Below are 21,824 nucleotides of genomic sequence, written 5' to 3'. Positions count from 1 at the left end.
GTCCTTCAAGCCTAACTGCACAGGGCGCGTGCGTCCGTCGGAGATGCAAAACCCCTGCCCAAATGCTCCCACCGATCAAGTGACGCCCCTTATTCCCACCTCGGAGCGGTAGGTCGGATCGCACCCGCATCGACAACATGGGCGCCTTGCAAAAAGGGAGGAAGCATGAAGATGGATCCGGTCTTGCGCTGGTCACGCACTGTACGTCGGGGCCTCCTCGTGGCCGCCGCATCACTGGCTGCTCTTGCGCAGCCCGTGCCGCCCGACACCGCACAATCATCGCGCACTGCAACAGCACGGCCGAATCAACAGGGCAAGGTGCCGGAGCTGGATCGCAGCCCAGATGTTCGAGGGCCCGATGCCAACGGCAACGGCGTGCGTGACGACATCGATGCCTATATTGCGGCGCTCTCGCTCACCGACGCGCAATGGAAGGCGGCGCAGCAAACGGCGCGAGTCCAGCAGCGCAGCTTGCTGGTCAACGTGAACGACAAGGCCGCCGTCGCCGAGTTGGGCCGCGCCAGCATGGCCGCCACGGCCTGCCTCGCCGACAGCTTCGACCCGGAGCGACGCCTGTCCTATGACATCGGCTTGAAGATCGAAGCGATCACCGCCAACACCCCGGAGCGTGCGGCGCGCTATATGAAGTACATGGCCGCCTTGTCCGGGACCTCCACCGCCTTTCCCACAGAAGGCTACTGTGAGGACTGACCGTCGTCGCAAGGGGTTCCTGCATCTCAAGCCGACGCGAAGAAGCGGCTCGGCGGCGCGCCCACCGAGCGCCTCACCATTGCGCTGAACGCGCTGGGGCTCGCATAGCCCAGCTCGGTGGCGATCTGGCCCATCGGCGTGCCGCGCGCAGCGAGGGACAGCGCGCGTGCCAGCAGCACCTGCTGGCGCCACTGCACGAAGCTCGTGCCCAGGTCCTGGCGGAACAGCCGCGCCACCGTGCGCTCGCTGGCGCCGACATCGCGCGACCAGTCGGCCAGCGTGTCGTGGCGCGTCGGGTCGTCGAGCACCGCCTCGCACAGCGTGCGCAAACGCTTGTCCTGCGGCAGCGCGACGCCCAGCGGCACCGGCGCGGCGCGCTTCAATTCGTCGGCCAGCAGCGGGGCGATCAGTTTCTCGCGCGCCAGCTCGTCCGCGCCCGGCGGCTCGCCATCGGGGCCGGTCGGCAGCGCCAGCATCAGCGCGCGCAGCAGCTCCGACACCTCGAGCACCCGGCAGTGCCGCCAGTCGCTGCCCACCGCGTCGTCGCGCTGCGGTCCGCAGCGGCCGGGTCGCTGGTGCAGGTAGAGCGTGCGCAGCTCGGCCGTCTCGACCACGGTGATCGCGTGCTCGATGCCGGGCGGCACCCACACCGCGCGCGAGGGCGGCACGAGATAGGTGCCGCGCTCGGCCGTCAGCCGCATCACACCGGTGGCCGACCACGCCAGCTGGGCCCAGGCATGGTTGTGCGGCGCCACGCGCGTGTCGGTTGCCAGCGTGTGCTGCTTCGCGCGCAGCGGGCGCTCGGCCGTCGGCGTGAACAGGTGCGGGGTCAGCGGGCCGACGCTGGTCGATGCGGGCTTCGTGCGGGGCGAGGCAGGTCTTGGCATGATCGCGATAGAAGTTGTCCCGCTATCGTAAGCGCGCCGCGCCGACCCCACCTAGCATCGGGGCATGCAGATTCCAGCTTTCGCTTCTTCGCCGGCCGCTGGCGCCACGCTGCGCCAGGACGCCCGCACCATCGGCCTGGTCGGCTTGGCGCACGGCACCTCGCACTTCTTCCACATGCTGTTGCCGCCGCTGTTCCCGGCCTTCATCCGCGACTTCGGCCTCAGCTATTCCGAGCTCGGGCTGCTCGTCACCACCTTCTTCGTGGTCTCGGGCATCGGCCAGGCGCTGGCCGGCTTCCTGGTCGACCGCGTCGGCGCGCGGCCGGTGCTGTTCCTGGCCCTGAGCCTGTTCGTCGCGTCGGCCCTGATGGCGGCCACGGCCAACGGCTACGTCGGGCTGATGCTGGCCTCGGCGCTGGCCGGGCTCGGCAATTCGCCCTTCCACCCGGTCGACTTCACGATCCTGAACAAGCGCGTCTCGCAGCCGCGTCTCGGCCACGCGTTCTCGGTCCACGGCATCACCGGCAACCTCGGCTGGGCCTTCGGCCCGGTGTTCATGGCCGGCCTGACCGCGGCCACCGGTTCCTGGCGCATCGCCGCGGCGGCGGCGGGCGGCGTGGCGCTGCTGGTGCTGGTGGTTCAGGTGCTGAACCGCGAGGCGATCGACGACCGGGCCAGTGCCTGGGCTCATGAGAAGAAGCCCGGCGCTGCCGGCCTGGTCGACGAGCACCCGATGGCCTTCCTGAAGCTGCCGTCGGTGTGGCTGTGCTTCGCGTTCTTCTTCTGGACCACGGCGGCACTCACGGCGATCCAGAGCTTCGCCAGCCCGGCGCTGCAGCAGATGTACGGCCTGCCGCTGACCGTGACCGCCTTCGTCGTGACCGGCTACATGCTGTGCGGCGCGGCCGGCATGGTGATCGGCGGCTTCCTGGTGACGCGCATCCAACGCCTGGAGCGCACCATCGGCGTCGCGATGGCGGCATCGGCCGGCCTGCTGCTGCTCACCGGCACCGGCTGGCTGCCAGGCCTGGCCGCGGCGGCGGCGGCCTCGCTGGCCGGTTTCGGGACCGGTCTCGCCGGGCCGTCGCGCGACATGCTGATCAAGCGCGCCGCGCCGCCGGGGGCCACCGGCCGCGTCTACGGCACCGTGTACTCCGGCCTGGACATCGGGTTCGCGCTCGCCGCGCCGCTGTTCGGCGCCTTGCTCGACCATGGGCAGCCGAACAGCGTGTTCCACGGCGCGGCGCTGATGATGCTGCTGGGCGTGATGTCGGCTTCGATGGTCGGCCTGCGCATCGCGCGCGGCCGCGCCGTGCCGGCGCTCGCCACCTGAGTCCGAGGCGCCAGCGGGCGGACAGCGCGGGCCGCGGCGCCGCGGCTACAGTGCCGCCCATGCACACTCCCGTCACGCGTCTGGCCGGCCATGCGCTGGTCGAGGCGCTGATCGCTCAAGGCGTCGGCACCTGCTTCGGCGTGCCGGGCGAGAGCTTCCTGCCGGTGCTCGACGGCTTCCTCGAGCACGCCGGGCGCATCCGCTTCGTCAGCTGCCGCCAGGAAGGCGGAGCGGCGTTCATGGCCGACGCCCAGGGCAAGCTGACACGGCGCCCCGGCATCTGCTTCGTCACGCGCGGACCGGGTGCCGCCAACGCCGCCGTCGGTCTGCACACCGCCTTCCAGGACAGCACGCCGATGGTCCTGTTCATCGGCCAGGTGGGCGGTGACGTGCGCGACCGCGAGGCCTTCCAGGAACTCGACTACCGCGCGGTGTTCGGACCCAACAGCGGCGGCTTCGCCAAGTGGGTGGGCGAGGTGGCCAGCGCCGACCGCCTGCCCGAGTACGTGGCGAAGGCCTTCCACCTCGCGATGCAGGGCCGCCCCGGGCCGGTGGTGCTGGCGCTGCCCGAGGACATGTTGCGCACGCCGACTGCCGCACCGGTGCTGCCGCGCGTCGAGCCGGCCCAGGCCTGGCCCGCGCCCGGCGCGCTGCGCGAGGTGCGCACACGGCTGCTCGCCGCGCAACGGCCCTTGCTGATCGCCGGCGGCAGCGGCTGGGACGCCGGTGCCGTGCAGGCGCTGCAGCGCTTCGCCGAGAACTGGCAGCTGCCGGTGGCCTGCGCCTTCCGCTTCCAGGACCTGTTCGACAACCACCATCCGCTCTACGCCGGCGACGTGGGCATCGGCGTCAACCCGCGGTTGGCAGCGCGGGTGCGCGAGGCCGATCTGGTGCTGGCCATCGGCCCGCGGCTGGGCGAGATGACCACCGGCGGCTATGCGCTGCTGGAGGCGCCGCGACCGCGGCAGACGCTGATCCACCTGCACGCCGGGGCCGAGGAACTGGGCAGCGTCTACGCCGCAGACCTGCTGCTGCAGTCGTCGATGCCGCAGGCGGCACGCGCCCTGGAGACGCTCGCCGCGCCGGCCGTCGTGCCGTGGTCGGACTGGGCCGCCGCAGCGCAGGCCGACTACCAGGCCAACCTCGTGCCGGTGCCGGTCGCGCCGCTCGATCTGGCCGAGGTGGTGAAGACCGTGCAGCGGCTGGCCCCGTCCGATACCGTCGTCACCAACGGCGCCGGCAACTTCAGCGGCTGGCTGCATCGCTACTGGCGCTATCGAGGCCTCGGCACGCAGTTGTCGCCGACCTCGGGTGCCATGGGCTACGGCATCCCGGCCGCCATCGCGGCCAGCCTGTTGCTGCCGGGCCGCTGCGTCGTCGCCTTCACTGGCGACGGCGACGGGCTGATGACCGCGCAGGAGCTGGCCACGGCGCGGGCCCACGGCGCCCGCCTCGTCGTCGTGCTGGTCGACAACGCGAGCTACGGCACCATCCGCATGCACCAGGAGCGCGAGTTCCCCGGCCGCGTCAGCGGCAGCGAGCTGGTGAATCCCGATTTCGTGCTGTTCGCACGCGCCTTCGGCTGGGCGGCCGAGCGCATCGAGCGCACAGAAGCCTTCGCATCGGCCTTCGCCGCCGCGCTGGCGCGCGACGAGCCGACGCTGCTGCACCTGATACTCGACACCGAGATCAGCACCACGCGCAGCACGCTGAGCGCGATCCGCGCCACCGCGATGCAGCGGCGTCACCCCTGAATCCCGAGGAGTTCTGTCATGCACCTTCGATCGACTCTTGCCGTGATGGCGTGTCTCAGTCTGGGCGCCTGCGTGGTGCCGATCCCCATTCCGGCGCCGGCGCCATCACAACCGTCGCCGCCCGCATCGGCGCCGGTACCGGTCCCGGCGCCCACGCCGCCGAACGTGGCCGCTGCGCCCGACCCGGCCGTGCTCGGCGCATGGCGCATCGAGCAGGCGCGCAGCGAGCCGCTGCTCGACCGCAGCGCGGCCCGCGTCGACTTCGGTCCCGACGGTCAACTGGCCGGCAACGGCAGCTGCAACACGCTGCGCGGTCGCTACACGCTCAGCGGCAACACGCTGAAGATCGGCCCCATCGTCACCACGCGCATGGCCTGCGCCACCCCGACGATGGAGCAGGAGGATCGCGTGCTCACGGCGCTGGAGCGTGCCGCCACCGCACGCGTCCCGCCGCACGGTTTCCTGACACTGGCCGATGCCGACGGTGCCGTGCTGCTGCGCGCGTCGCGCATCGGCGCGAAGCCCTGAGCGCCCGCTCCGGACTCAGGCTGCCGCGGGCCGCCGACCGGCGAGCAGCAGCACCACGCCCACCAGCACCACACCGGCCGCGGCCCACTCGTAGCCGCTGACGGTTTCGCCGCCGAGCGACACGCCGAGCAGCAGCGCGATCACCGGGTTGACGAAGCAGTAGCTCGAGGCCAGCCCCGGCGAGGCCTGCGCGAGCAGCAGCATGTAGGCATTGAAGGCGATCAGCGAGCCGAACACCACCAGGTAGAGCCAGGCGGCCACGGCGACCGGTGCCGGGGGCCACTGATGAGCGAACGTGGCGTATTCGCCATGCACCGCGGCCATCGCCAGCAGCACCAGTCCGCCGCAGAGCATCTCGCTCGCGAAGCCCATCGCTCCGGGCGCCAGCGGCGTGCGGCGCTGGCTCAGCAGGCTGCCGGCGGTCCAGGTCAGGCAGGCCAGTGCGATCGCCACCAGGCCGGCGGCCGAGGCCTGGAAGCCGGCGCCCTGGGTCAGCATCAGCACACCGCCCAGGCCGACGGCGATGCCGGCCGCCTCGAGCCGGCTCGGGAACACGCGCCACAGCATCAGACCGGCCGCCATCATCACCGGCACCACGGCGATGAACGCGACCACGAGGCCGGAGCCCACGCTCTGCTCGGCGTAGGCGGTGCCGCCCATGCCGCCGCCGAGCATCAGCGCGCCGACGAGGAATGCGTGCCGCCACTGCCGGGCGCTCGGCCACGGCGCGCGCCTCACCCAGCGCATCCACGCGGCGAGCAGCATGCCGGCGACGAGGAAACGCGAGCCCATCTGCAGGAAGGGCGGGAAGCTGATCAGCGCGAACTTGATCGCGAGGTAGGTCGAGCCCCAGACCAGCCACGTGGCGGCGAGGCAGGCGAGGACCAGCGGCGACAAAGCAGGGCGCGGCAGGTGCAGGGGAGAGGCCAGTGAACTCATGCGGAAATGCTACGAAGCCGGGCACGGCGGCTGAAGAGCGCAATCAAGGAAAGACGGCGTCGTCGCCTTTGATTTGCAGGAAAGTCGCGTGCTAGGCTTCAGCATGTCTGCCGCGATGAGTCTCGACGCCTATGACACGCGCATCCTGGCCGAACTGCAGGCCGAGGCCCGGCTGAGCATGGCCGAGCTGGGCCGTCGCGTCCACCTCAGCCAGCCCGCCGTGACCGAGCGCGTGCGCAAGCTCGAGGCGGCCGGCGTCATCACCGGCTACCGCGCCACGGTCAACCTGCAGGCGCTCGGCTACGGCATCCGCGCGATGATCCGCGTGGGCCGCGCCGAGTACGCACGGGTGGTGAAGCTGGTGCAGCAGACGCCCGAGGTCATCAATGCCTACAACGTGACCGGCGAGGACAGCTGGATCCTCGAGATCGCCGTGATCGACGTGGCGCATCTCGACGCGGTGGTGACCAAGTTCTGCATCCTCACCGAGACCTCGACCGCCATCATCCTCAACCCTGCGCGCGAGCACCAGCCGATGCTGCCGCCGCGCCGCGAGGACGTGAAACCACCGATCAGGAAAGTGGAGAACGCATGACGACAGCGACCAACCCCTCGGACACGAGCCCGGCGCCGGGCCGCCCCGAGGCGCGCGAGGGGCTTGCCTTCTCGACCTGCGACCTGTGCGACGCGCACAAGAACGACACCGACGGTGCCTTCCGCGTGCTGCCGCCGGTGTTCCACAGCTACGGCGGCATCGGCAAGTTCGCCGGGCCGGTGAGCACGGTGAAGTGCTTCGAGGACAACAGCCTCGTGAAGCTCGCACTCGACGAACCCGGCCGGGGCCGCGTGCTGGTGGTCGACGGCGGGGCCTCGCTGCGCCGTGCGCTGGTCGGCGGCAACATCGGCACCGCGGCGGCCCGCAACGGCTGGGCCGGCGTGCTGGTGAACGGCTGCGTGCGCGACGCGGCGGAACTCGCGGCCAGCGCGGTCGGCATCCGTGCGCTGGCGCTGATGCCGCTGCCGACCGAGAAGCGCAACGAGGGCCAGCGCGACGTGGCGGTGCAGGTGCAGGGCGTGTGGGTGAGGGCAGGAGACTGGCTGTATGCCGATGAAGACGGCATCGTCGTGATGCCGCCGCCGGCCGGTTGAGCGCGACCGCCTGCCGTTGGGCCGCCACCCCGTGACCGAGCCCAGCCCAGCGTCCCTGCTCGGACCCCGACCGCCCGCGCCTTGGCTGGGCGAGTGGTGGCTGCGCCTGCGGCCCTGGGTGCTCACCACGCTGGGCGTGCTGCTGGCGAGCGCCGTCGCGCTGGCGCTGCACGGCCTGCTGCGCGAGGTGCGCTACGCCGACGTCATGGCCGCGATGCGCGCCACGCCGTCTCCGGACATCGCGCTCGCTTTGCTCGCCACTGCGACGAGCTATCTCGCGCTGGCCGGTTACGACGCGTCGTCGCTGGCCTATGCGGGCGCCAGGGTCGGGCGCAGCACGGTGCTGCTGACCTCGTTCGTCGCCTATGCGCTGTCCAACACCATCGGTCTCGGTCCGCTGACCGGCGGCGCGGTGCGGATGCGGCTGTACGCCGCGGCCGGGCTGGCGCCGCCGCAGATCGCGCGCGTGATCGCCTTCAACGCCGCCGCGTTCACGCTGGGCATCACCGCCTTCGGCGCGCTCGGGCTGCTGTGGGGGGCCGACGACGTGGCGTCGCTGCTGCACACGCGGCCCGGGCTGCTGCGCGCGGGCGCCGGGGTGCTGCTGCTGGCGCTGGCCGTATTCCTGCTGCTGTGCCTGCGGCAGCGCGTGCTGAACCTGGGATCGCGCTGGACGCTGCGGTTGCCGTCGGCAGGCCTGGCGTTGCGCCAGCTGGCGATCTCGGCGCTCGAGCTCGGTGCATCGGCCGCGGCGTTGTGGTTCCTGCTGCCCGACGACCGCATCGCGCTGCCGACCTTCGTGGCCTTCTATGCCATCGCGATCACCGCCGGCATCCTGAGCCACGTGCCGGGCGGCGTGGGGGTGTTCGAGGCGGTGATGCTGCTGGCCAGCGGCCCGCACGTGCCGACCGAGGCGATGCTGGGCGCCTTGCTGCTGTACCGCGGCCTCTACCACGTGCTGCCGCTGGTGCTCGCCACGGCCCTGCTCGCGTCCTACGAACTGCGCTCCGGCGTGGCCGCGCCGGTCGGCCGCCTGGCGGTGCGCCTCAGCCCGCGGCTGATGGCCGCGCTGGCGCTGGTGGCCGGCCTGTGGCTGCTGGTCTCGGGCGTCACGCCGGTGACCGAGGACGCACGGCAGATGCTCGCCGCGCTCGACCTGCCGCTGCCGCTGATCGAGGCCTCGCACTTCCTCGGCAGCGTCGCCGGCCTGGGGCTGTTGATGGTCGCGCGCGGCTTGTTGCACCGGCTCGATGCCGCCTGGTGGGCGGCGCTCGTGCTGTCGGTCGTGGCGGCGGTGCTGGCGCTGCCCAAGGGCATTGCACTGCACGAGGCGACGCTGCTGTCGACGCTGGCGCTGCTGCTGCTGATCTCGCGCCGGCAGTTCGACCGACCTTCCTCGCTGTTCGCGCAGCGCCTCGAGCCCGAGTGGCTGCTGGCGCTGGGCGGTGTGATCGCCGCCTGCGCGTGGGTGCTGTTCTTCGCCTACCAGGAGGTCGCCTACAGCCATCGGCTGTGGTGGCAGTTCGAGCTCGACGCGCATGCGCCGCGCTCGCTGCGCGCGCTGATGGGCGTCGCGCTGATCGGCCTGGCCTTCGGCCTGTGGCAGTTGCTGCGCCCACCGGCCGGCGGCGCGGCGCCGGCCACGGCCGAGGAGATCGAGCGCGCGGCTGCCGTGGTGCGAGGCAGCCCGTCGTCCGACGGCTGCTATGCGCTGGTGGGTGACAAGCACCTGCTGTTCTCGCCGTCGGGGCGCAGCTTCCTGATGTTCGGAAAGCAGGGCCGCTCCTGGGTGTCGCTGTTCGGCCCGATGGGCGATGCGCGCGAATGGCCCGACCTCGTGTGGCGCTTCGTCGAGCTGGCGGCGGCGCACGGGGGCCGCGCGGCCTTCTACCAGGTGCGACCGGTCGCGCTGCCGCTCTACCTGGACTGCGGCCTGCAGGCCTTCAAGCTGGGCGAGCATGCGCACGTCACCCTGCCCGACTTCGACCTCAAGGGCGCCAAGCGCGCCAACCTGCGCTCCGGCGTGAACCGCGGCGAACGCGAGGGCCTGAGCTTCGAGGTGCTGGCGCCGGCGGCGGTCGGTGCGGCGCTGCCGGAACTGCGCGCGGTGTCCGATGCCTGGCTCGGCCAGCAGAAATCGCGCGAGAAGGGCTTCTCGGTCGGCCGCTTCGACGAGCGCTACCTGCAGCAGTTGCCGGTCGCGGTGGTGCGGCGCGAAGGCCGCATCATCGCCTTCGCCAACCTGCTGGCGACCGACGCGAAGGACGAGGCCAGCGTCGACCTGATGCGTCACCTGCCGGAGTCGCCGCCCGGCACGATGGATTTCCTGTTCGCCAAGATCATGCTGCACCTGCAGGCCCAGGGCTACCAGCGCTTCGGCCTGGGCATGTCGCCGATGGCCGGCATGGCCGAGCGGCGCCGTGCGCCGCGCTGGCAGCGGCTGGGGCGGCTGCTGTTCGAGCACGGCGAGCGCTTCTACAACTTCCGCGGCCTGCACAGCTTCAAGGACAAGTTCGAGCCGGTCTGGGAGGCGCGCTACCTGGCCGCACCCGGCGGCGTGGCGCCGCTGTTCGTGCTGGTCGACGTGGCCGCGCTGATCGGCGGCGGCGTCAAGGGCGTGATCGCCCGATGAGCGGGCGGCGCGCACTCGCGTTCGCGGTGGCGCTGGCCGGTGCGGTCATGGCGTCGGTGGCGGCCCCGGCCCGGACGGCACCGCCGGCATCGGCGCCGCTGCAGAAGCCGGCCGCCGCTGCCGCGCCGACGGTGTCGCACGGCCTGTTCACCGGCGTGCAGGTCTTTCGTCCCGCGGGCGAGGTGAAGCAGTTCGTGCTGATGCTGGCGGACGAGGCCGGGCCCGACGCCACCGAGCGGCAACTGCTGCAGTCCATGACGAAGGCCGGCGCCCTGGTGGCGGCCGTGCCGCTGGCGCCGTTCCATCGCCGGCTCGAGGCGCAGGGCGGCAGCTGCCTGTACGCGGCGGGCGCCTTCGAGAACCTGGCCCACCAGGTGCAGGCCATCGAGAAGCTGCCGACCTACCTGGAGCCGCTGCTGGTCGGTGCCGGCACGCCGCGGGCCGCCTTCGCCTACGGCGTGCTGGCGCAGGCGCCGGCCGGCAGCTTCGTGTCGGCGCTGTCGCTGGGCTTCTGCCCACGCCTGGACGACAGGACGCCGCTGTGCGCCACCAACGCGCTGCGCTGGCAGGCGGCAGCCGGTGGTCGTGGCGTCGAGTTGCTGCCGGCCACCCAGGCGATCGCGCCCTGGGCGGCCGTGCAGAGCGGCGACGAGACCGCAGCCTGCAGCGCGAGCGTGGCCCAGGCCTTCGTCGCGCGCGTCGCGCAGGCCAGTTGGGTGGCGCTGCCGCCGGGCACGGGGGCCGCCACGCCGGGCAAAAGCGACGCGACCGCGGGCTTCGACGCGGCCTATGCGCGCCTGGCTGCCTACCGCGTTTCGCTCGGTGCGCCACCAGCCCAGTTGGCCGACCTGCCGATCGTCGAGGTGCCGGCGACGGCGGCCGCCGGTGGCGATGCGGGCAACGCGCGGCGCTTCGCCGTCCTGCTGTCGGGGGATGGCGGCTGGGCTGGTATCGACAAGAGCATCGCCGCCGCGCTGGCGAAGCAGGGCGTGCCGGTGGCCGGCTTCGATTCGCTGCGCTACTTCTGGAGCGCGCGCACGCCCGAGGGGCTGGCGGCCGACCTGGACCGCCTGATCCGCTACTACGCCGCGCGCTGGCAACGCAGCGAGGTGCTGCTGATCGGCTACTCGCAGGGCGCCGACGTGCTGCCCTTCGCGATCAACCGCCTGCCGGCCCGCACGCGCGCCAGCGTGCGGCTGACGGCGCTGCTGGGCCTGGGCCAGAAGGCGGCCTTCGAGTTCCACGTCACCCACTGGATCGGCGCCAGCGGCGACCGCCCGATCGCCCCCGAGGCGCAGAAGCTGTCGGCCGCAGGCACGCTGTGCATCCACGGCAGCGACGAACGCGATTCCCTGTGCCCCCAGCTCGCGCCGAAGCACGTGCGTGCGCTGGTGCTGCCGGGCGGGCACCACTTCGGCGGCGACTACGACGCGCTGGCCGGCCGGATCCTGGAGGCGGTGCCGGTCTCGCCGCCGCCGCGCTGAGCCCGTCGGCCCGACGCGGGCGGACTAGTGATCGTCAGGTCGCCGACCGGCTGGCGATCTCCGCGCGCAGCCGCTCTTCCTGCGCGCGCAACTCCGGCGTGAACTCCGCACCGAAGTCGTCGGCCTCGAAGACCTGCCGGATCTCGACCTCCGAGTCGCCCGGCATCGGGTTGGGGCAGCGCTTGACCCAGTCGATCGCCTCCTGCAGCGAGGCGCACTGCCAGATCCAGAAGCCGGCGATCAGTTCCTTGGTCTCGGCGAATGGCCCGTCGATCACCCGGCGGTCACGGCCCGAGAAGCGCACGCGTGCGCCCTTGGAGCTGGGGTGCAGGCCTTCGCCGGCCTGCATGACGCCGGCCTTCACCAGCTCTTCGTTGAACCGGCCCATCTCGGCGAGCAGTTGTTCGTTGGGCATCTCGCCTGCTTCGCTGTGGCGGTCGGCCTTGATCATCACCATGAATCGCATGTCGGTCTCCTTGCGTGCAGGTTGGGAGGGGAACGTCCGGCTTCCACTCCCACGACGAACGGGCGGGCCCGATCTCGACAAGGCGGCACAGGGTGCCGATCAAGCCTTGCCGGCCAGCTCCCGCAACACCTGCTCGAACACCTCGACCGGCTGGCCACCCTGGACCAGGTGCCGGCCGTCGATGACGATCGAGGGCACCGAGTGGATGCCGCGGTCGAGCCAGAGCTGCTCCTGTTCGCGCACCTCGGCTGCAAACTCGTCTGAGGCCAGCAGAGCCTGCGCGCGTTGCGGGTCGAGCCCCGCCTCGCCCGCCACGCGCACCAGCAGGCCGGGGTCGGCGACGTTTTCGCCGTCGGTGAAGTAGGCGCGCAGCAACGCATGCTTCAGTTCGCGCTGGCGGCCTTCGAGGCCGGCCCAGTGCAGCAGCCGGTGTGCGTCGAAGGTGTTGTAGGTGCGGCGGCGCTGGCCCGGCTCGAAGCGGAAGCCCACCGACTCGCCGCGCTGGTGGATCGTTTCGGCATTGCGTGCGCAGTCTTCCGGCGTGATGCCGTACTTGCGGGTCAGGTGGGCGACGATCTCCTCGCCTTCGGGCGGCATCTGCGGGTTCAGCTCGAAGGGCTGGAAGTGCAGCTCGGCCGCGACCTCGCCCTCGAGTCGCCGGAGGGCCTGCTCCAGCGCGTTCAGGCCGATGGCGCACCAGGGGCAGACCACGTCGGACACGAAATCGATCTTCATCCGCTTCATGGAGGATCAGTCTACCGGCCGACCCTCGGCGCCCTGCGACGGCAGCTTTCCAGAGCGCGTGGCCGTCACTGACTCACATGGATCAGCTCGCGCACCCGCGGGTAGATCTGCTGCTGCCAGCGCCGGCCGCTGAACACGCCGTAGTGACCGACTCCGAGCTGCACGTGGTGGGTCTTGCGGAAGGGCGCGAGGCCACCGCACAGGTCGTGCGCGGCGACGGTCTGGCCGATCGAGCAGATGTCGTCGCGCTCGCCCTCGACGGTGAAGAGGGCGGTGCGGCGGATCGCCTTGGTGTCGACCTTGCGGCCGCGGTAGTTCAACTCGCCGCGCGCCAGCGCGTAATCCTGGAACACCAGCTTCACGGTCTCGAGGTAGAACTCGGCGGCCAGGTCGTTGACGGCGAAGTACTCCTCGTAGAACTGCCGCGTGGCCTCGGCCTTCTCGATGTCGCCGGTGGCGATGTGGTGGTACAGATCGGCGAAGGCCTTGCGGTGCCGGTCGGGGTTCATGCTCATGAAGGCGGTGAGCTGCAGGAAACCGGGGTAGACACGCCGCATCGCACCGGCATAGCGCAACGGCACGTCGTGCACCAGGTTCTTCTCGAACCACTCGATCGGCTTGCTGGTCGCAAGCTTGTTCACCTCGGTCGGGTTGATGCGGCAGTCGATCGGACCGGCCATCAGCGACATGCTGCGGGGCTGCGCCGGGTTGTCGTCCTCGCTCATCAGGGCCACCGCGGCCAGTGCCGGCACGCAGGGCTGGCAGATCGCCATCAGGTGCGAGCCGGGGCCCATGGTCTCCAGGAACAGGATCAGGTGCTCGATGTACTCGTCGAGCCCGAACGGGCCTTCGACCAGCGGCACGTGGCGGGCGTTGTGCCAGTCGGTGATGTAGACGTCGTGGTCGGCCATCATCGTGCGCACCGTGTCGCGCAGCAGCGTGGCGAAGTGACCCGACAGCGGCGCCGCGATCAGCACACGCGGCTGGTCGGCCGGGGCGTCCTCGCGCACGAAGCGCAGCAGGGTGGCGAAGGGCGTGGTGGTCACCACCTCCTCGCGCACCTTCAGCTCGCGCTCGCCGACCCGCACGGAGCTGATGCGGAAGTCGGGCCGCTGGTGCGTGAGCTTGGCGAGCGAGAACACCTCGCAGGCGGCGGCCACCTTGCGCACCGCCGGCAGCTGTTTCAGGACGAACCACTCGTGGCTGAGATAGCTCGCGGCGGTGCTGGCCGCCGCCTGGAGCGGCGACAGCAGATCGGTGTGGTTCTGGTAGGCCAGATACATCATGGGCTGCCTCGTCCCCCGTCGACAGGCGGGGTTATGCCCGGGACTGCAGGCAAGTTGCAGGCCATGAGGCGGAGCCGCCCCAAGCTGGCACAGCGATTGCGGGAGGGAGTGCACCAGGAGGATGGATGCACCATGGCCAAGGCCACGCTCACGATCAGCAGCAAGAATTATTCGTCGTGGTCCCTGCGCGGCTGGCTGCTCGCGCGGTTTGCCGGGCTGGACTTCAGCGAGAACATCCTCCCGCCCGACGACCCGGGCGTGAAGGCCGAGATCCTGCTGCTGGCGCCGTCGATCCTGGTGCCGCGGCTGCGCCACGACAAGGTCGACGTGTGGGACACCCTGGCGATCGCCGAGTACCTGCACGAGATCAAGCCCAAGGCCGGGCTGTTGCCGGCCGACCGGGCTGCGCGCGCGCATTGCCGCGCCGTCTGCGGCGAGATGCACTCGGGCTTCAGCTCTCTGCGTTCGGCGCTGCCCATGAACCTGAAGGGCAGTTTCCCGGGCTACAAGGTGTGGAGCCGGGCCGAGTCGGACATCGAGCGCGTGGTCGAGATCTGGTCGGACTGCCTGAAGCGCTACGGCGGCCCGTGGTTGTTCGGCGAGCACCGCACGATGGCCGATGCGATGTACGCGCCGGTGGTCACGCGGCTCAAGACCTACGACGTGCGCATCAGCGACCGCGCGTGCATCGAATACTGCCTGCGGGTGATGGCGATGCCGGAGATGCAGGAATGGATCGCCGCCGCGAAGACCGAGCCGGAGTCGATGGAGGAACTCGAGGTCGAGTTCTGACCGCCGCCGGCTGCAGCCGGCCCGTTTCCGCCCTGGCGGGGAAACGGGCCTGACTCCTTCAGAACCAGCCCTTGGGCGCGGGGATGTCGCAGACCGGGTCGACGTCGATGGTGGTGAAGTCGGCCGGGCCGACGACTTCCAGGTACTCCATGTCGGGCGAGTAGTCGAACAGGAAATGCCGCACGCCCGGGCGCTGGTGCACGCAATCACCGGCCGAGACGAGCGTCTCCTGATCCTCGTACATGAACTTCGCCCAGCCCCTGAGCATGATCACGATGTGGAACTCCGCCTCATGGCGGTGCCATCCGGTGCCTTTCTCCGGTGCATTGTTCGCGATCACGAGTTGCGCGATCACCTTGCCGTTGGTCGCCTCGGCGATGCCCAGGTCGCGGTAGAGGAAGAAGTCGCGCAGGCCATCGCTGCGGAAGTTGGTGTCGGTCGGCTTGACGTGGGAGAACTTCGTGGCGGTGCGATCGAGCATGGCTGGGGCCCTCCGGGGTTGGTAGTGGATTGCTGCCATGCACAAACCGTTCCTGCCGGATCGAACCGGCGCGCCCTGCGAAGGGGCGGCGCTCAGCCCGGCGACGCCACCTCGAGCAGGCGGTCCAGCCCGCCCTGTTCGATCGACACCATCGCCTGCGCCCGCACCGCGGGCTTGGCGTGGTAGGCCACCGACAGACCGGCGGCGCCCATCATCGGCAGGTCGTTGGCGCCGTCGCCCATCGCGATCGCGCGCGAGGGTGCGAGGCCCAGTTGCGCGCAGGTGGCGAGCAGCATCTTTCGCTTCTCCTCGCCGTCGCAGATGTCGCCCCAGTGCTGGTCCACCAGGCGGCCGGTGAGGGCGCCGTCGGCCACCTCGAGCACGTTGCTGCGGGTGAAGTCGAGGCCCAGCCGGTCGCGCACGTGGTCGCTGAAGAAGGTGAAGCCGCCGGAGACCAGCAAGGTCTTCAGGCCCGCAGCCCGGCAGGCCTGCACCAGCGTCTCGGCGCCGGGATTGAGCTGCAGTCGCCGGTCGATCACCTGCTGCATCGCCGCCACCGGCACACCCTTCAGCAGCGCCACGCGTCGGCGCAGGCTGTCCTTGTAGTCGGCAATCTCGCCGCGCATCGCAGCCTCGGTGATGGCCGCGACCTCGGCCTTGCGGCCGGCCGCGTCGGCGATCTCGTCGACGCACTCGATGTTGATCAGCGTCGAGTCCATGTCGAAGGCGATCAGGCCAAAGTCGGACAGCTTCAGCGGCGGCGCGATGCGCTGCACCGTCAGGCCCGGGGCGAACTCGGAGGGAGGGAGCATGCTCATGCGGGAACGATGGGGGTAGCGTTAACAGGCCCTAGCGAGCGCAGCACGTCGCGGATGAACTGGGCGCGCGCCATCGGGTCGGGCAGGGCCTTCTCGATGCGCAGCTTGTCGTTGCCGGCCAGCTTGATGTGGCGGTTCTTCTGCACCAGCTCGATGATGCGCATCGCGTCGACCGGCGCATTGGGCCGGAAGCCGATGCTCATGGCCTGCGGGCCGGCGTCGATCTTGAGCACGCCGTAGGCGCGCGCCTGCACGCGAAGGCGGTGCACGTCGAACAGCGTCTGGGCCTGGGCCGGCAGCTTGCCGAAGCGGTCGACGATCTCCTCGAGCATGGTGTCGATCTTGTCGAGCTTGTCGGCGGTGGCCAGCCGCTTGTAGAGCGACAGGCGCACGTGCACGTCGCCGCAGTAGGCGTCGGGCAGCAGCGCGGGGGCGTGCAGGTTGACCTCGGTCGCCACGTTCACCGGGTTCAGCAGGTCGGGCTCGCGGCCGGCCTTCATCTCGCGCACCGCGGTGGACAGCATCTCGTTGTAGAGCTGGAAGCCGACCTCCATCATGTTGCCGCTCTGGTTCTCGCCCAGCACCTCGCCGGCGCCACGGATCTCCAGGTCGTGCATCGCGAGGTAGAAGCCCGAGCCCAGCTCCTCCATGTCCTGGATCGCCTGCAGGCGCTGCGCGGCCTGCTTGGTGAGGCCCTCCACGTCGGGCACCAGCAGGTAGGCGTAGGCCTGGTGGTGCGAGCGGCCGACGCGCCCGCGCAGCTGGTGCAGCTGCGCCAGGCCGAACTTGTCGGCGCGGCTCATCACGATGGTGTTGGCGGTGGGCACGTCGATGCCGGTCTCGATGATGGTCGAGCACAGCAGCAGGTTGTGCTTCTGCGCCACGAACTCGCGCATCACCCGCTCCAGCTCGCGCTCGGGCATCTGGCCGTGGGCGACGGCGATGCGGGCCTCCGGCAGCAGCTCGCCGAGGGCGCGGCGGCGGTTCTCGATGGTCTCGACCTCGTTGTGCAGGAAGTAGACCTGGCCGCCGCGCTTCAACTCGCGCATCACCGCCTCGCGGATGGTGCCGTTGGATTCACCGCGCACGAAGGTCTTGATGGCCAGCCGCCGCTGCGGTGCGGTGGCGATCACGCTCAGGTCGCGCAGGCCCTCGAGCGCCATGCCCAGCGTGCGCGGGATCGGTGTGGCGGTGAGCGTCAGCACGTCGACCTCGGCGCGCAGCGCCTTCATCGCCTCCTTGTGGCGCACGCCGAAGCGGTGCTCCTCGTCGATGATCAGCAGGCCGAGGTTGGCGAACTTGGTGTCCTGGCTCAGCAGCTTGTGGGTGCCGATGACGATGTCGATCGTGCCCTCGGCCAGCCCGGCCATCGCCGCCTTGATCTCCTTGGCAGAGCGGAAGCGCGACATCTCGGCCACCTTGATCGGCCATTTGGCGAAGCGGTCGGCGATGTTCGAGTAGTGCTGCTCGGCCAGCAGCGTGGTGGGCGCCAGCAGCGCCACCTGCTTGCCACCGGTGACGGCGACGAAGGCGGCGCGCAGCGCCACCTCGGTCTTGCCGAAGCCGACGTCGCCGCACACCAGCCGGTCCATCGGCTTCGGGCTGATCATGTCCTGGATCACCGCGTGGATCGCGGCACGCTGGTCGGCCGTCTCCTCGAAGCCGAAGCTGGCGGCGAAGGCTTCGTAATCCTGCGGGGAGAAGCGGAACGCATGGCCCTCGCGGGCCGCGCGGCGCGCATACAGGTTCAGCAGCTCGGCGGCGGTGTCGCGCACCTGCTCGGCGGCCTTGCGCTTCGCTTTCTCCCACTGGCCGGAGCCCAGCCGGTGCAGCGGCGCCTCCTCGGCGCTGACGCCGGTGTAGCGGCTGATGAGCTGCAGCTGCGCGACCGGCACGTAGAGCGTCGCCTTGTCGGCGTACTCGAGGTGCAGGAACTCGCTCGGCCCGTCGCCCAGGTCGATGTTGACCAGCCCCACGTAGCGGCCGATGCCGTGGTTGGCGTGCACCACCGGGTCGCCGACCTTCAGCTCCGACAGGTCCTTGATCAGCGCGTCGACGTCGCTGGTCTGCTCCTGCTTGCGGCGCCGGCGCACCGTGGGCGCGGCGTCGAACAGCTCGGTCTCGGTGACGAACTGGATGCCGGGCCCGCCCGCCCCGCGGACCCAGTAGAAGCCGCTCGCCAGCGGCGCGACGGTGATCGCGTAGCGGTGGTTGCCGGCCTCGAAGTCCGCGAGCGATGCGACCGTCGGCGGCTCGAGTCGGTGATCACGCAGCAGCTCGAGCAGGCTCTCGCGCCGTCCCTCGCTCTCGGCGACGAGCAGCACGCGCGGGCCGGCGGCATCGGTGCCCTGCCTCGCGAGGTGCTGCTCCAGCTTGCGCAGCGGGTCGGGCGTGCCGCGCTCGACGGACAGATCGGGCAGCGGACGGGCCCATTCCACAGGATCGCTGCCGCGCAGCGAGAGTTGCGCATGCTCGTTGCATCGCGCGAAGAAGGCCTCGGGCGGCAGGTAGATCTCCTGCGGCGCCAGGATCGGCCGCTCGGGGTCGTGCTGCAGGAAGCGGTGGCGTTCCCGCGTCTCGCCCCAGAACTTGTTCAGCGCGGTGTCGACCTCGCCGTGCAGCACCAGCTGGGCCGCGGCGCCGAGGTAGTCGAACACCGTCGCGGTCTCGTCGAAGAACAGCGGCAGGTAGAACTCGATGCCGGGGCCGGCCAGGCCGGTGCCCATGTCCTTGTAGAGGCGCGAGCGGCTCGGGTCGCCCTCCATCTTCTCGCGCCAGCGGGCGCGGAAGGCAGTGCGCGCCGCCTCGTCCATCGGGAACTCGCGGCCCGGCAGCAGCCGCACCTCGGGCACCGGGTAGAGGCTGCGCTGGCTGTCGGGGTCGAAGGTGCGGATCGAATCGACCTCGTTGTCGAACAGGTCCACCCGGTAGGGCACCGGCGAGCCCATCGGGAACAGGTCGATCAGGCCGCCGCGCACCGCGTACTCGCCGGGCGACACCACCTGGCTCACATGCTGGTAGCCGGCGAGCGTGAGCTGGGCCTTCAGCGCGGCCTCGTCGAGCTTCTGCTTCTGCGCGAAGTGGAAGGTGTAGGCCGCCAGGAAGGCCGGTGGCGCGAGGCGCAGCAGCGCCGTGGTGGCCGGCATCAGCACCACGTCGATCGCGCCCTCGCCGCGTGCGTGCAGGATGCGCCACAGCGTGGCCAGCCGCTCGGAGATCAGGTCCTGGTGGGGCGAGAAGCTGTCGTAGGGCAGCGTCTCCCAGTCGGGGAACACGGCGATGCGCAGCGCCGGCGCGAAGAACGCCAGCTCGTCCTGCAGCCGCTGCGTGTCGGCCGGTTCGGCGCTGACGATGGCGGTGATCTGCCGCTGCGCGGCGCGCTGTTCTGCGAAACGCGCAAGCAGCAGCGCGTCGGCCGAGCCGATCGGGCGGGGCAGGGTGTAGCGCTTGCCGGGAACGAGGGCGGGAAGGTCCATGCGGTGAAGAAAGTCGAAAGCAGATCGCCCCGCCGCGGGAGCAGGCGGGGCGATCCACGGGGTGAATTCTAGAATCGGCACACGATGACCCCGAATCACGCTCCCGAGTCCCCGCGGTGCTACGCGCTCGTGCCCTGTGCCGGCGTCGGCGAACGGGCCGGTGCAGGTGGGCCCAAGCAGTACCGCGAGATCGCCGGCCGGACCGTCGTCGCGCACACGCTGGCGGCGCTGGCGCGCGTGCCACGTCTGTCCGGCACGCTGGTCGTCGTCGCACTCGACGACCGGGAGTTCGAAGCCCATGCCCCCGCGGCGCAGGCCTGGGTGGCGCGCGTCGGCGGCGTCACGCGCGCGGCCAGCGTTCTCAATGGGCTGCAGGCGCTGGCCGGGCGCGGCGCACGCGACGACGACTGGGTGCTGGTGCACGACGCGGCGCGCTGCCTGCTGCAGCCCGCGGACGTGGAGCGCCTGATCGTCGCCTGCGAGGGCGACGCGGTCGGCGGCCTGCTCGCGCTGCCGGTGGCCGACACGCTCAAGCGCGAAGGCACCGGCCCCGGCGAGGGCCGCGTCGCGGCCACCGTCGAGCGGCGCGCGATGTGGCAGGCACAGACGCCGCAGATGTTCCGCCTGGGCCTGCTGCACGAGGCGCTGATCGCCGCCGGCGACGCCGTCACCGACGAGGCGAGCGCGCTCGAGGCGCTGGGCCATGCGCCGCGGCTGGTGCCGGGAGCGCTGGAGAATTTCAAGCTCACCTGGCCGGCCGATTTCGCGCTGGCCGAACGACTGCTGAGGACGCGCTGATGAATCCCCTTCCGTTCCGCATCGGCGAGGGCTGGGACACGCATGCGCTGGTCGCCGGCCGCAAGCTCGTCCTCGGCGGCGTCGAGATCCCGCACAGCCACGGCCTGCTCGGCCATTCCGATGCCGACGCGCTGCTGCACGCGATCACCGACGCGCTGCTCGGCGCCGCGGCGCTGGGCGACATCGGCCGCCATTTCCCCGACACCGACGCGCGCTTCGCCGGCGCCGACTCGGGCGCGTTGCTGGCCGAGGCGGCGAAGCGGGTGCGCGAGGCGGGCTGGGTGGTGGGCAACGTCGACGCCACCATCGTCGCGCAGGCGCCGAAGATGGCGCCGCACATTCCGGCGATGGTCGAGCGCATCGCCGCCTGCCTGGGCGTGGCGGCGTCGCAGGTCAACGTGAAGGCGAAGACGGCCGAGAAGATGGGCCCGGTCGGGCGCGGCGAGGCGATCGAGGCGCGCGCGGTCTGCCTGCTGCTGCGCGCGTGACCCTCACCCTCAAGAGGGCTCAAGTCCTCAATAGATCTCGGGCACGATCATGTGCTCGGGCACCGGGTGGCGCAGGTAGTCCGCATGCCGCACGCGCTCCGGCAGTGTGACCGTCGGGCGCTCGACCTCGTGGTAGGGCATCTGGCCCAGCAGGTGGGCGATGCAGTTGAGCCGCGCGCGCTTCTTGTCCACCGCCTGCACCACCCACCAGGGCGCCTCGGGGATGTGGGTGCGTTCCAGCATCGTCTCCTTGGCCTTGGTGTACTCCTCCCAGCGGCGGCGCGATTCCAGGTCCATCGGGCTGAGCTTCCACTGCTTCAGCGGATCATGGATACGGCCGAGGAAGCGCAGGTGCTGTTCCTCGTCGGTGATCGAGAACCAGTACTTGATGAGCTGGATGCCCGAGCGCACCAGCATCTTCTCGAACTCGGGTACCGAGCGGAAGAACTCCTCCACGTCGGCCTCGCTGCAGAAGCCCATGACCTTCTCGACGCCGGCGCGGTTGTACCAGCTGCGGTCGAACAGCACGATCTCGCCGCCGGCCGGCAGGTGCGACACATAGCGCTGGAAATACCACTGCGTGCGCTCGCGGTCGTTCGGCGCCGGCAGCGCGACGACCCGGCACACGCGTGGGTTGAGCCGTTGCGTGATGCGCTTGATGGCGCCGCCCTTGCCGGCCGAGTCGCGCCCTTCGAACAGGATGACGACGCGATGCTTGGTGGTGGCCACCCAGTCCTGCAGCTTCACCAACTCGCTCTGCAGGCGCAGCAGCTCGCGGAAGTAGCGGCTGCGCTCCAGGCGCTGGGCCTCACGCTCGGCATCGCTCGGCACGCCGGACGGCGACACGAGGTCGCGGTCGTCGATCTCCATCTCGAGCTCTTCGTCGTAGCTGTCGACGAGATCGCGGTGGAGGCGCTGTATCAGGTCGTCGTCGTGATCGGTCCGGTCGTTGAGGCTCATGGGTGGGGCAGGCGGGAAGTTGCGGGCGGGAGTACGCGAGCGTCCCCGCCGAGCGTGCCCGGTTCTCGTGACCGTTTCGTGACGGGCCGCGCGGCCGC

Annotated in this window: 20 protein-coding genes; 11 read left to right on the top strand and 9 right to left on the bottom strand. The window is 70.9% G+C overall.

Features of this window, described 5'->3' with window-relative positions:
• Positions 1-165: 165 nt before the first annotated feature.
• A complete protein-coding gene (locus ASC67_RS20310) occupies positions 166-711 on the top strand; it encodes a hypothetical protein (RefSeq protein ID WP_235566320.1) in 546 nt (181 codons plus the stop codon).
• A 26-nt stretch (positions 712-737) separates the two neighbouring features.
• On the opposite strand, the gene ASC67_RS13115 is transcribed toward ASC67_RS20310, so the two are convergent.
• Positions 738-1,598: a helix-turn-helix domain-containing protein gene (locus ASC67_RS13115; protein WP_056321361.1), complete on the bottom strand. Its 861-nt coding sequence runs from the start codon at positions 1,596-1,598 to the stop codon at positions 738-740.
• A gap of 64 nt (positions 1,599-1,662) precedes the next feature.
• On the opposite strand from ASC67_RS13115, the gene ASC67_RS13110 reads away from it, so the two are divergent.
• The 3 genes from ASC67_RS13110 to ASC67_RS13100 are packed head-to-tail and all read left to right on the top strand — an operon-like array spanning position 1,663 to position 5,213.
• Complete coding sequence (locus ASC67_RS13110; protein ID WP_056321358.1) at positions 1,663-2,931, top strand: MFS transporter; 1,269 nt, start codon at positions 1,663-1,665, stop codon at positions 2,929-2,931.
• Between the two features lie 59 nt (positions 2,932-2,990).
• Positions 2,991-4,685: a thiamine pyrophosphate-binding protein gene (locus ASC67_RS13105; RefSeq protein ID WP_056321355.1), complete on the top strand. Its 1,695-nt coding sequence runs from the start codon at positions 2,991-2,993 to the stop codon at positions 4,683-4,685.
• Positions 4,686-4,730: 45 nt separating this feature from the next.
• A complete protein-coding gene (locus ASC67_RS13100) occupies positions 4,731-5,213 on the top strand; it encodes an META domain-containing protein (RefSeq protein ID WP_235566319.1) in 483 nt (160 codons plus the stop codon).
• 15 nt (positions 5,214-5,228) lie between these two features.
• Here ASC67_RS13100 and ASC67_RS13095 read toward each other — a convergent pair whose 3' ends face one another.
• The gene (locus tag ASC67_RS13095) at positions 5,229-6,152 is read right to left on the bottom strand and encodes an EamA family transporter (RefSeq protein WP_056321348.1); all 924 of its coding nucleotides are present in this window, start codon (positions 6,150-6,152) and stop codon (positions 5,229-5,231) included.
• Positions 6,153-6,255: 103 nt separating this feature from the next.
• On the opposite strand from ASC67_RS13095, the gene ASC67_RS13090 reads away from it, so the two are divergent.
• Genes ASC67_RS13090 through ASC67_RS13075 form a run of 4 tightly spaced genes read left to right on the top strand, consistent with a single transcriptional unit; the run spans position 6,256 to position 11,417 of the window.
• On the top strand, positions 6,256-6,747 hold the full coding sequence (locus ASC67_RS13090; RefSeq protein WP_056321344.1) for an Lrp/AsnC family transcriptional regulator: 492 nt from the start codon (positions 6,256-6,258) through the stop codon (positions 6,745-6,747).
• The gene (gene rraA, locus ASC67_RS13085) at positions 6,744-7,301 is read left to right on the top strand and encodes a ribonuclease E activity regulator RraA (RefSeq protein WP_235566318.1); all 558 of its coding nucleotides are present in this window, start codon (positions 6,744-6,746) and stop codon (positions 7,299-7,301) included. The genes ASC67_RS13090 and rraA overlap by 4 nt, the downstream gene beginning before the upstream one ends.
• A 31-nt stretch (positions 7,302-7,332) precedes the next feature.
• A complete protein-coding gene (mprF, locus tag ASC67_RS13080) occupies positions 7,333-9,933 on the top strand; it encodes a bifunctional lysylphosphatidylglycerol flippase/synthetase MprF (RefSeq protein ID WP_082536009.1) in 2,601 nt (866 codons plus the stop codon).
• Complete coding sequence (locus ASC67_RS13075; protein ID WP_056321342.1) at positions 9,930-11,417, top strand: virulence factor family protein; 1,488 nt, start codon at positions 9,930-9,932, stop codon at positions 11,415-11,417. Before mprF ends, ASC67_RS13075 begins: the two co-directional genes overlap by 4 nt.
• A gap of 34 nt (positions 11,418-11,451) precedes the next feature.
• Here ASC67_RS13075 and ASC67_RS13070 read toward each other — a convergent pair whose 3' ends face one another.
• The 3 genes from ASC67_RS13070 to ASC67_RS13060 form a co-directional block, all read right to left on the bottom strand.
• On the bottom strand, positions 11,452-11,883 hold the full coding sequence (locus ASC67_RS13070) for a YciI family protein (RefSeq protein ID WP_056321340.1): 432 nt from the start codon (positions 11,881-11,883) through the stop codon (positions 11,452-11,454).
• Positions 11,884-11,982: 99 nt separating this feature from the next.
• Positions 11,983-12,627: a DsbA family oxidoreductase gene (locus ASC67_RS13065; protein WP_056321337.1), complete on the bottom strand. Its 645-nt coding sequence runs from the start codon at positions 12,625-12,627 to the stop codon at positions 11,983-11,985.
• Between the two features lie 65 nt (positions 12,628-12,692).
• On the bottom strand, positions 12,693-13,913 hold the full coding sequence (locus ASC67_RS13060; protein WP_056321333.1) for a polyhydroxyalkanoate depolymerase: 1,221 nt from the start codon (positions 13,911-13,913) through the stop codon (positions 12,693-12,695).
• Positions 13,914-14,045: 132 nt separating this feature from the next.
• Between ASC67_RS13060 and ASC67_RS13055 the strand changes: the two genes are divergently transcribed.
• Positions 14,046-14,705, top strand: coding sequence for a glutathione S-transferase family protein (locus tag ASC67_RS13055; RefSeq protein WP_056321329.1), 660 nt, complete (start codon positions 14,046-14,048; stop codon positions 14,703-14,705).
• A 58-nt stretch (positions 14,706-14,763) separates the two neighbouring features.
• On the opposite strand, the gene ASC67_RS13050 is transcribed toward ASC67_RS13055, so the two are convergent.
• From ASC67_RS13050 to mfd, 3 genes are all read right to left on the bottom strand, one after another.
• Positions 14,764-15,186, bottom strand: coding sequence for a cupin domain-containing protein (locus tag ASC67_RS13050; RefSeq protein WP_056321326.1), 423 nt, complete (start codon positions 15,184-15,186; stop codon positions 14,764-14,766).
• Between the two features lie 92 nt (positions 15,187-15,278).
• Complete coding sequence (gene serB / locus ASC67_RS13045) at positions 15,279-16,004, bottom strand: phosphoserine phosphatase SerB (RefSeq protein WP_404932879.1); 726 nt, start codon at positions 16,002-16,004, stop codon at positions 15,279-15,281.
• A complete protein-coding gene (gene mfd / locus ASC67_RS13040; protein ID WP_056321318.1) occupies positions 16,001-19,480 on the bottom strand; it encodes a transcription-repair coupling factor in 3,480 nt (1,159 codons plus the stop codon). The genes serB and mfd overlap by 4 nt, the downstream gene beginning before the upstream one ends.
• 84 nt (positions 19,481-19,564) lie before the next feature.
• Between mfd and ispD the strand changes: the two genes are divergently transcribed.
• On the top strand, positions 19,565-20,278 hold the full coding sequence (ispD, locus tag ASC67_RS13035) for a 2-C-methyl-D-erythritol 4-phosphate cytidylyltransferase (protein ID WP_056321315.1): 714 nt from the start codon (positions 19,565-19,567) through the stop codon (positions 20,276-20,278).
• A complete protein-coding gene (gene ispF / locus ASC67_RS13030) occupies positions 20,278-20,766 on the top strand; it encodes a 2-C-methyl-D-erythritol 2,4-cyclodiphosphate synthase (RefSeq protein WP_056321312.1) in 489 nt (162 codons plus the stop codon). Before ispD ends, ispF begins: the two co-directional genes overlap by 1 nt.
• 27 nt (positions 20,767-20,793) lie before the next feature.
• Here the strand turns inward: ispF and ppk2 are convergent, their stop codons facing one another.
• Positions 20,794-21,726 carry a polyphosphate kinase 2 gene (gene ppk2 / locus ASC67_RS13025; RefSeq protein WP_056321310.1) on the bottom strand — a complete coding sequence of 311 codons (933 nt, stop codon included), beginning with the start codon at positions 21,724-21,726 and terminating at the stop codon, positions 20,794-20,796.
• Positions 21,727-21,824: the final 98 nt, after the last annotated feature.

It is taken from the genome of Methylibium sp. Root1272 (assembly GCF_001425905.1).
Lineage (GTDB): Bacteria > Pseudomonadota > Gammaproteobacteria > Burkholderiales > Burkholderiaceae_C > Methylibium.
The sequence above is the reverse complement of the archived record's forward strand: the minus strand, read 5'-3'. Positions and strand labels throughout refer to the sequence as shown.

Coding starts and splice junctions, on each gene's coding strand:
- ASC67_RS13060 (WP_056321333.1), bottom strand. CDS start 13,913: ATGATGTATCTGGCCTACCAGAACCACACCGATCTGCTGTCGCCGCTC.
- ASC67_RS13095 (WP_056321348.1), bottom strand. CDS start 6,152: ATGAGTTCACTGGCCTCTCCCCTGCACCTGCCGCGCCCTGCTTTGTCG.
- rraA (WP_235566318.1), top strand. CDS start 6,744: ATGACGACAGCGACCAACCCCTCGGACACGAGCCCGGCGCCGGGCCGC.
- ASC67_RS13115 (WP_056321361.1), bottom strand. CDS start 1,598: ATGCCAAGACCTGCCTCGCCCCGCACGAAGCCCGCATCGACCAGCGTC.
- ASC67_RS13065 (WP_056321337.1), bottom strand. CDS start 12,627: ATGAAGCGGATGAAGATCGATTTCGTGTCCGACGTGGTCTGCCCCTGG.
- mfd (WP_056321318.1), bottom strand. CDS start 19,480: ATGGACCTTCCCGCCCTCGTTCCCGGCAAGCGCTACACCCTGCCCCGC.
- ASC67_RS13090 (WP_056321344.1), top strand. CDS start 6,256: ATGTCTGCCGCGATGAGTCTCGACGCCTATGACACGCGCATCCTGGCC.
- ispD (WP_056321315.1), top strand. CDS start 19,565: ATGACCCCGAATCACGCTCCCGAGTCCCCGCGGTGCTACGCGCTCGTG.
- ASC67_RS13075 (WP_056321342.1), top strand. CDS start 9,930: ATGAGCGGGCGGCGCGCACTCGCGTTCGCGGTGGCGCTGGCCGGTGCG.
- ASC67_RS13110 (WP_056321358.1), top strand. CDS start 1,663: ATGCAGATTCCAGCTTTCGCTTCTTCGCCGGCCGCTGGCGCCACGCTG.
- ispF (WP_056321312.1), top strand. CDS start 20,278: ATGAATCCCCTTCCGTTCCGCATCGGCGAGGGCTGGGACACGCATGCG.
- serB (WP_404932879.1), bottom strand. CDS start 16,004: ATGAGCATGCTCCCTCCCTCCGAGTTCGCCCCGGGCCTGACGGTGCAG.
- ASC67_RS13105 (WP_056321355.1), top strand. CDS start 2,991: ATGCACACTCCCGTCACGCGTCTGGCCGGCCATGCGCTGGTCGAGGCG.
- ASC67_RS13050 (WP_056321326.1), bottom strand. CDS start 15,186: ATGCTCGATCGCACCGCCACGAAGTTCTCCCACGTCAAGCCGACCGAC.
- ppk2 (WP_056321310.1), bottom strand. CDS start 21,726: ATGAGCCTCAACGACCGGACCGATCACGACGACGACCTGATACAGCGC.
- ASC67_RS13070 (WP_056321340.1), bottom strand. CDS start 11,883: ATGCGATTCATGGTGATGATCAAGGCCGACCGCCACAGCGAAGCAGGC.
- ASC67_RS20310 (WP_235566320.1), top strand. CDS start 166: ATGAAGATGGATCCGGTCTTGCGCTGGTCACGCACTGTACGTCGGGGC.
- ASC67_RS13055 (WP_056321329.1), top strand. CDS start 14,046: ATGGCCAAGGCCACGCTCACGATCAGCAGCAAGAATTATTCGTCGTGG.
- ASC67_RS13100 (WP_235566319.1), top strand. CDS start 4,731: ATGGCGTGTCTCAGTCTGGGCGCCTGCGTGGTGCCGATCCCCATTCCG.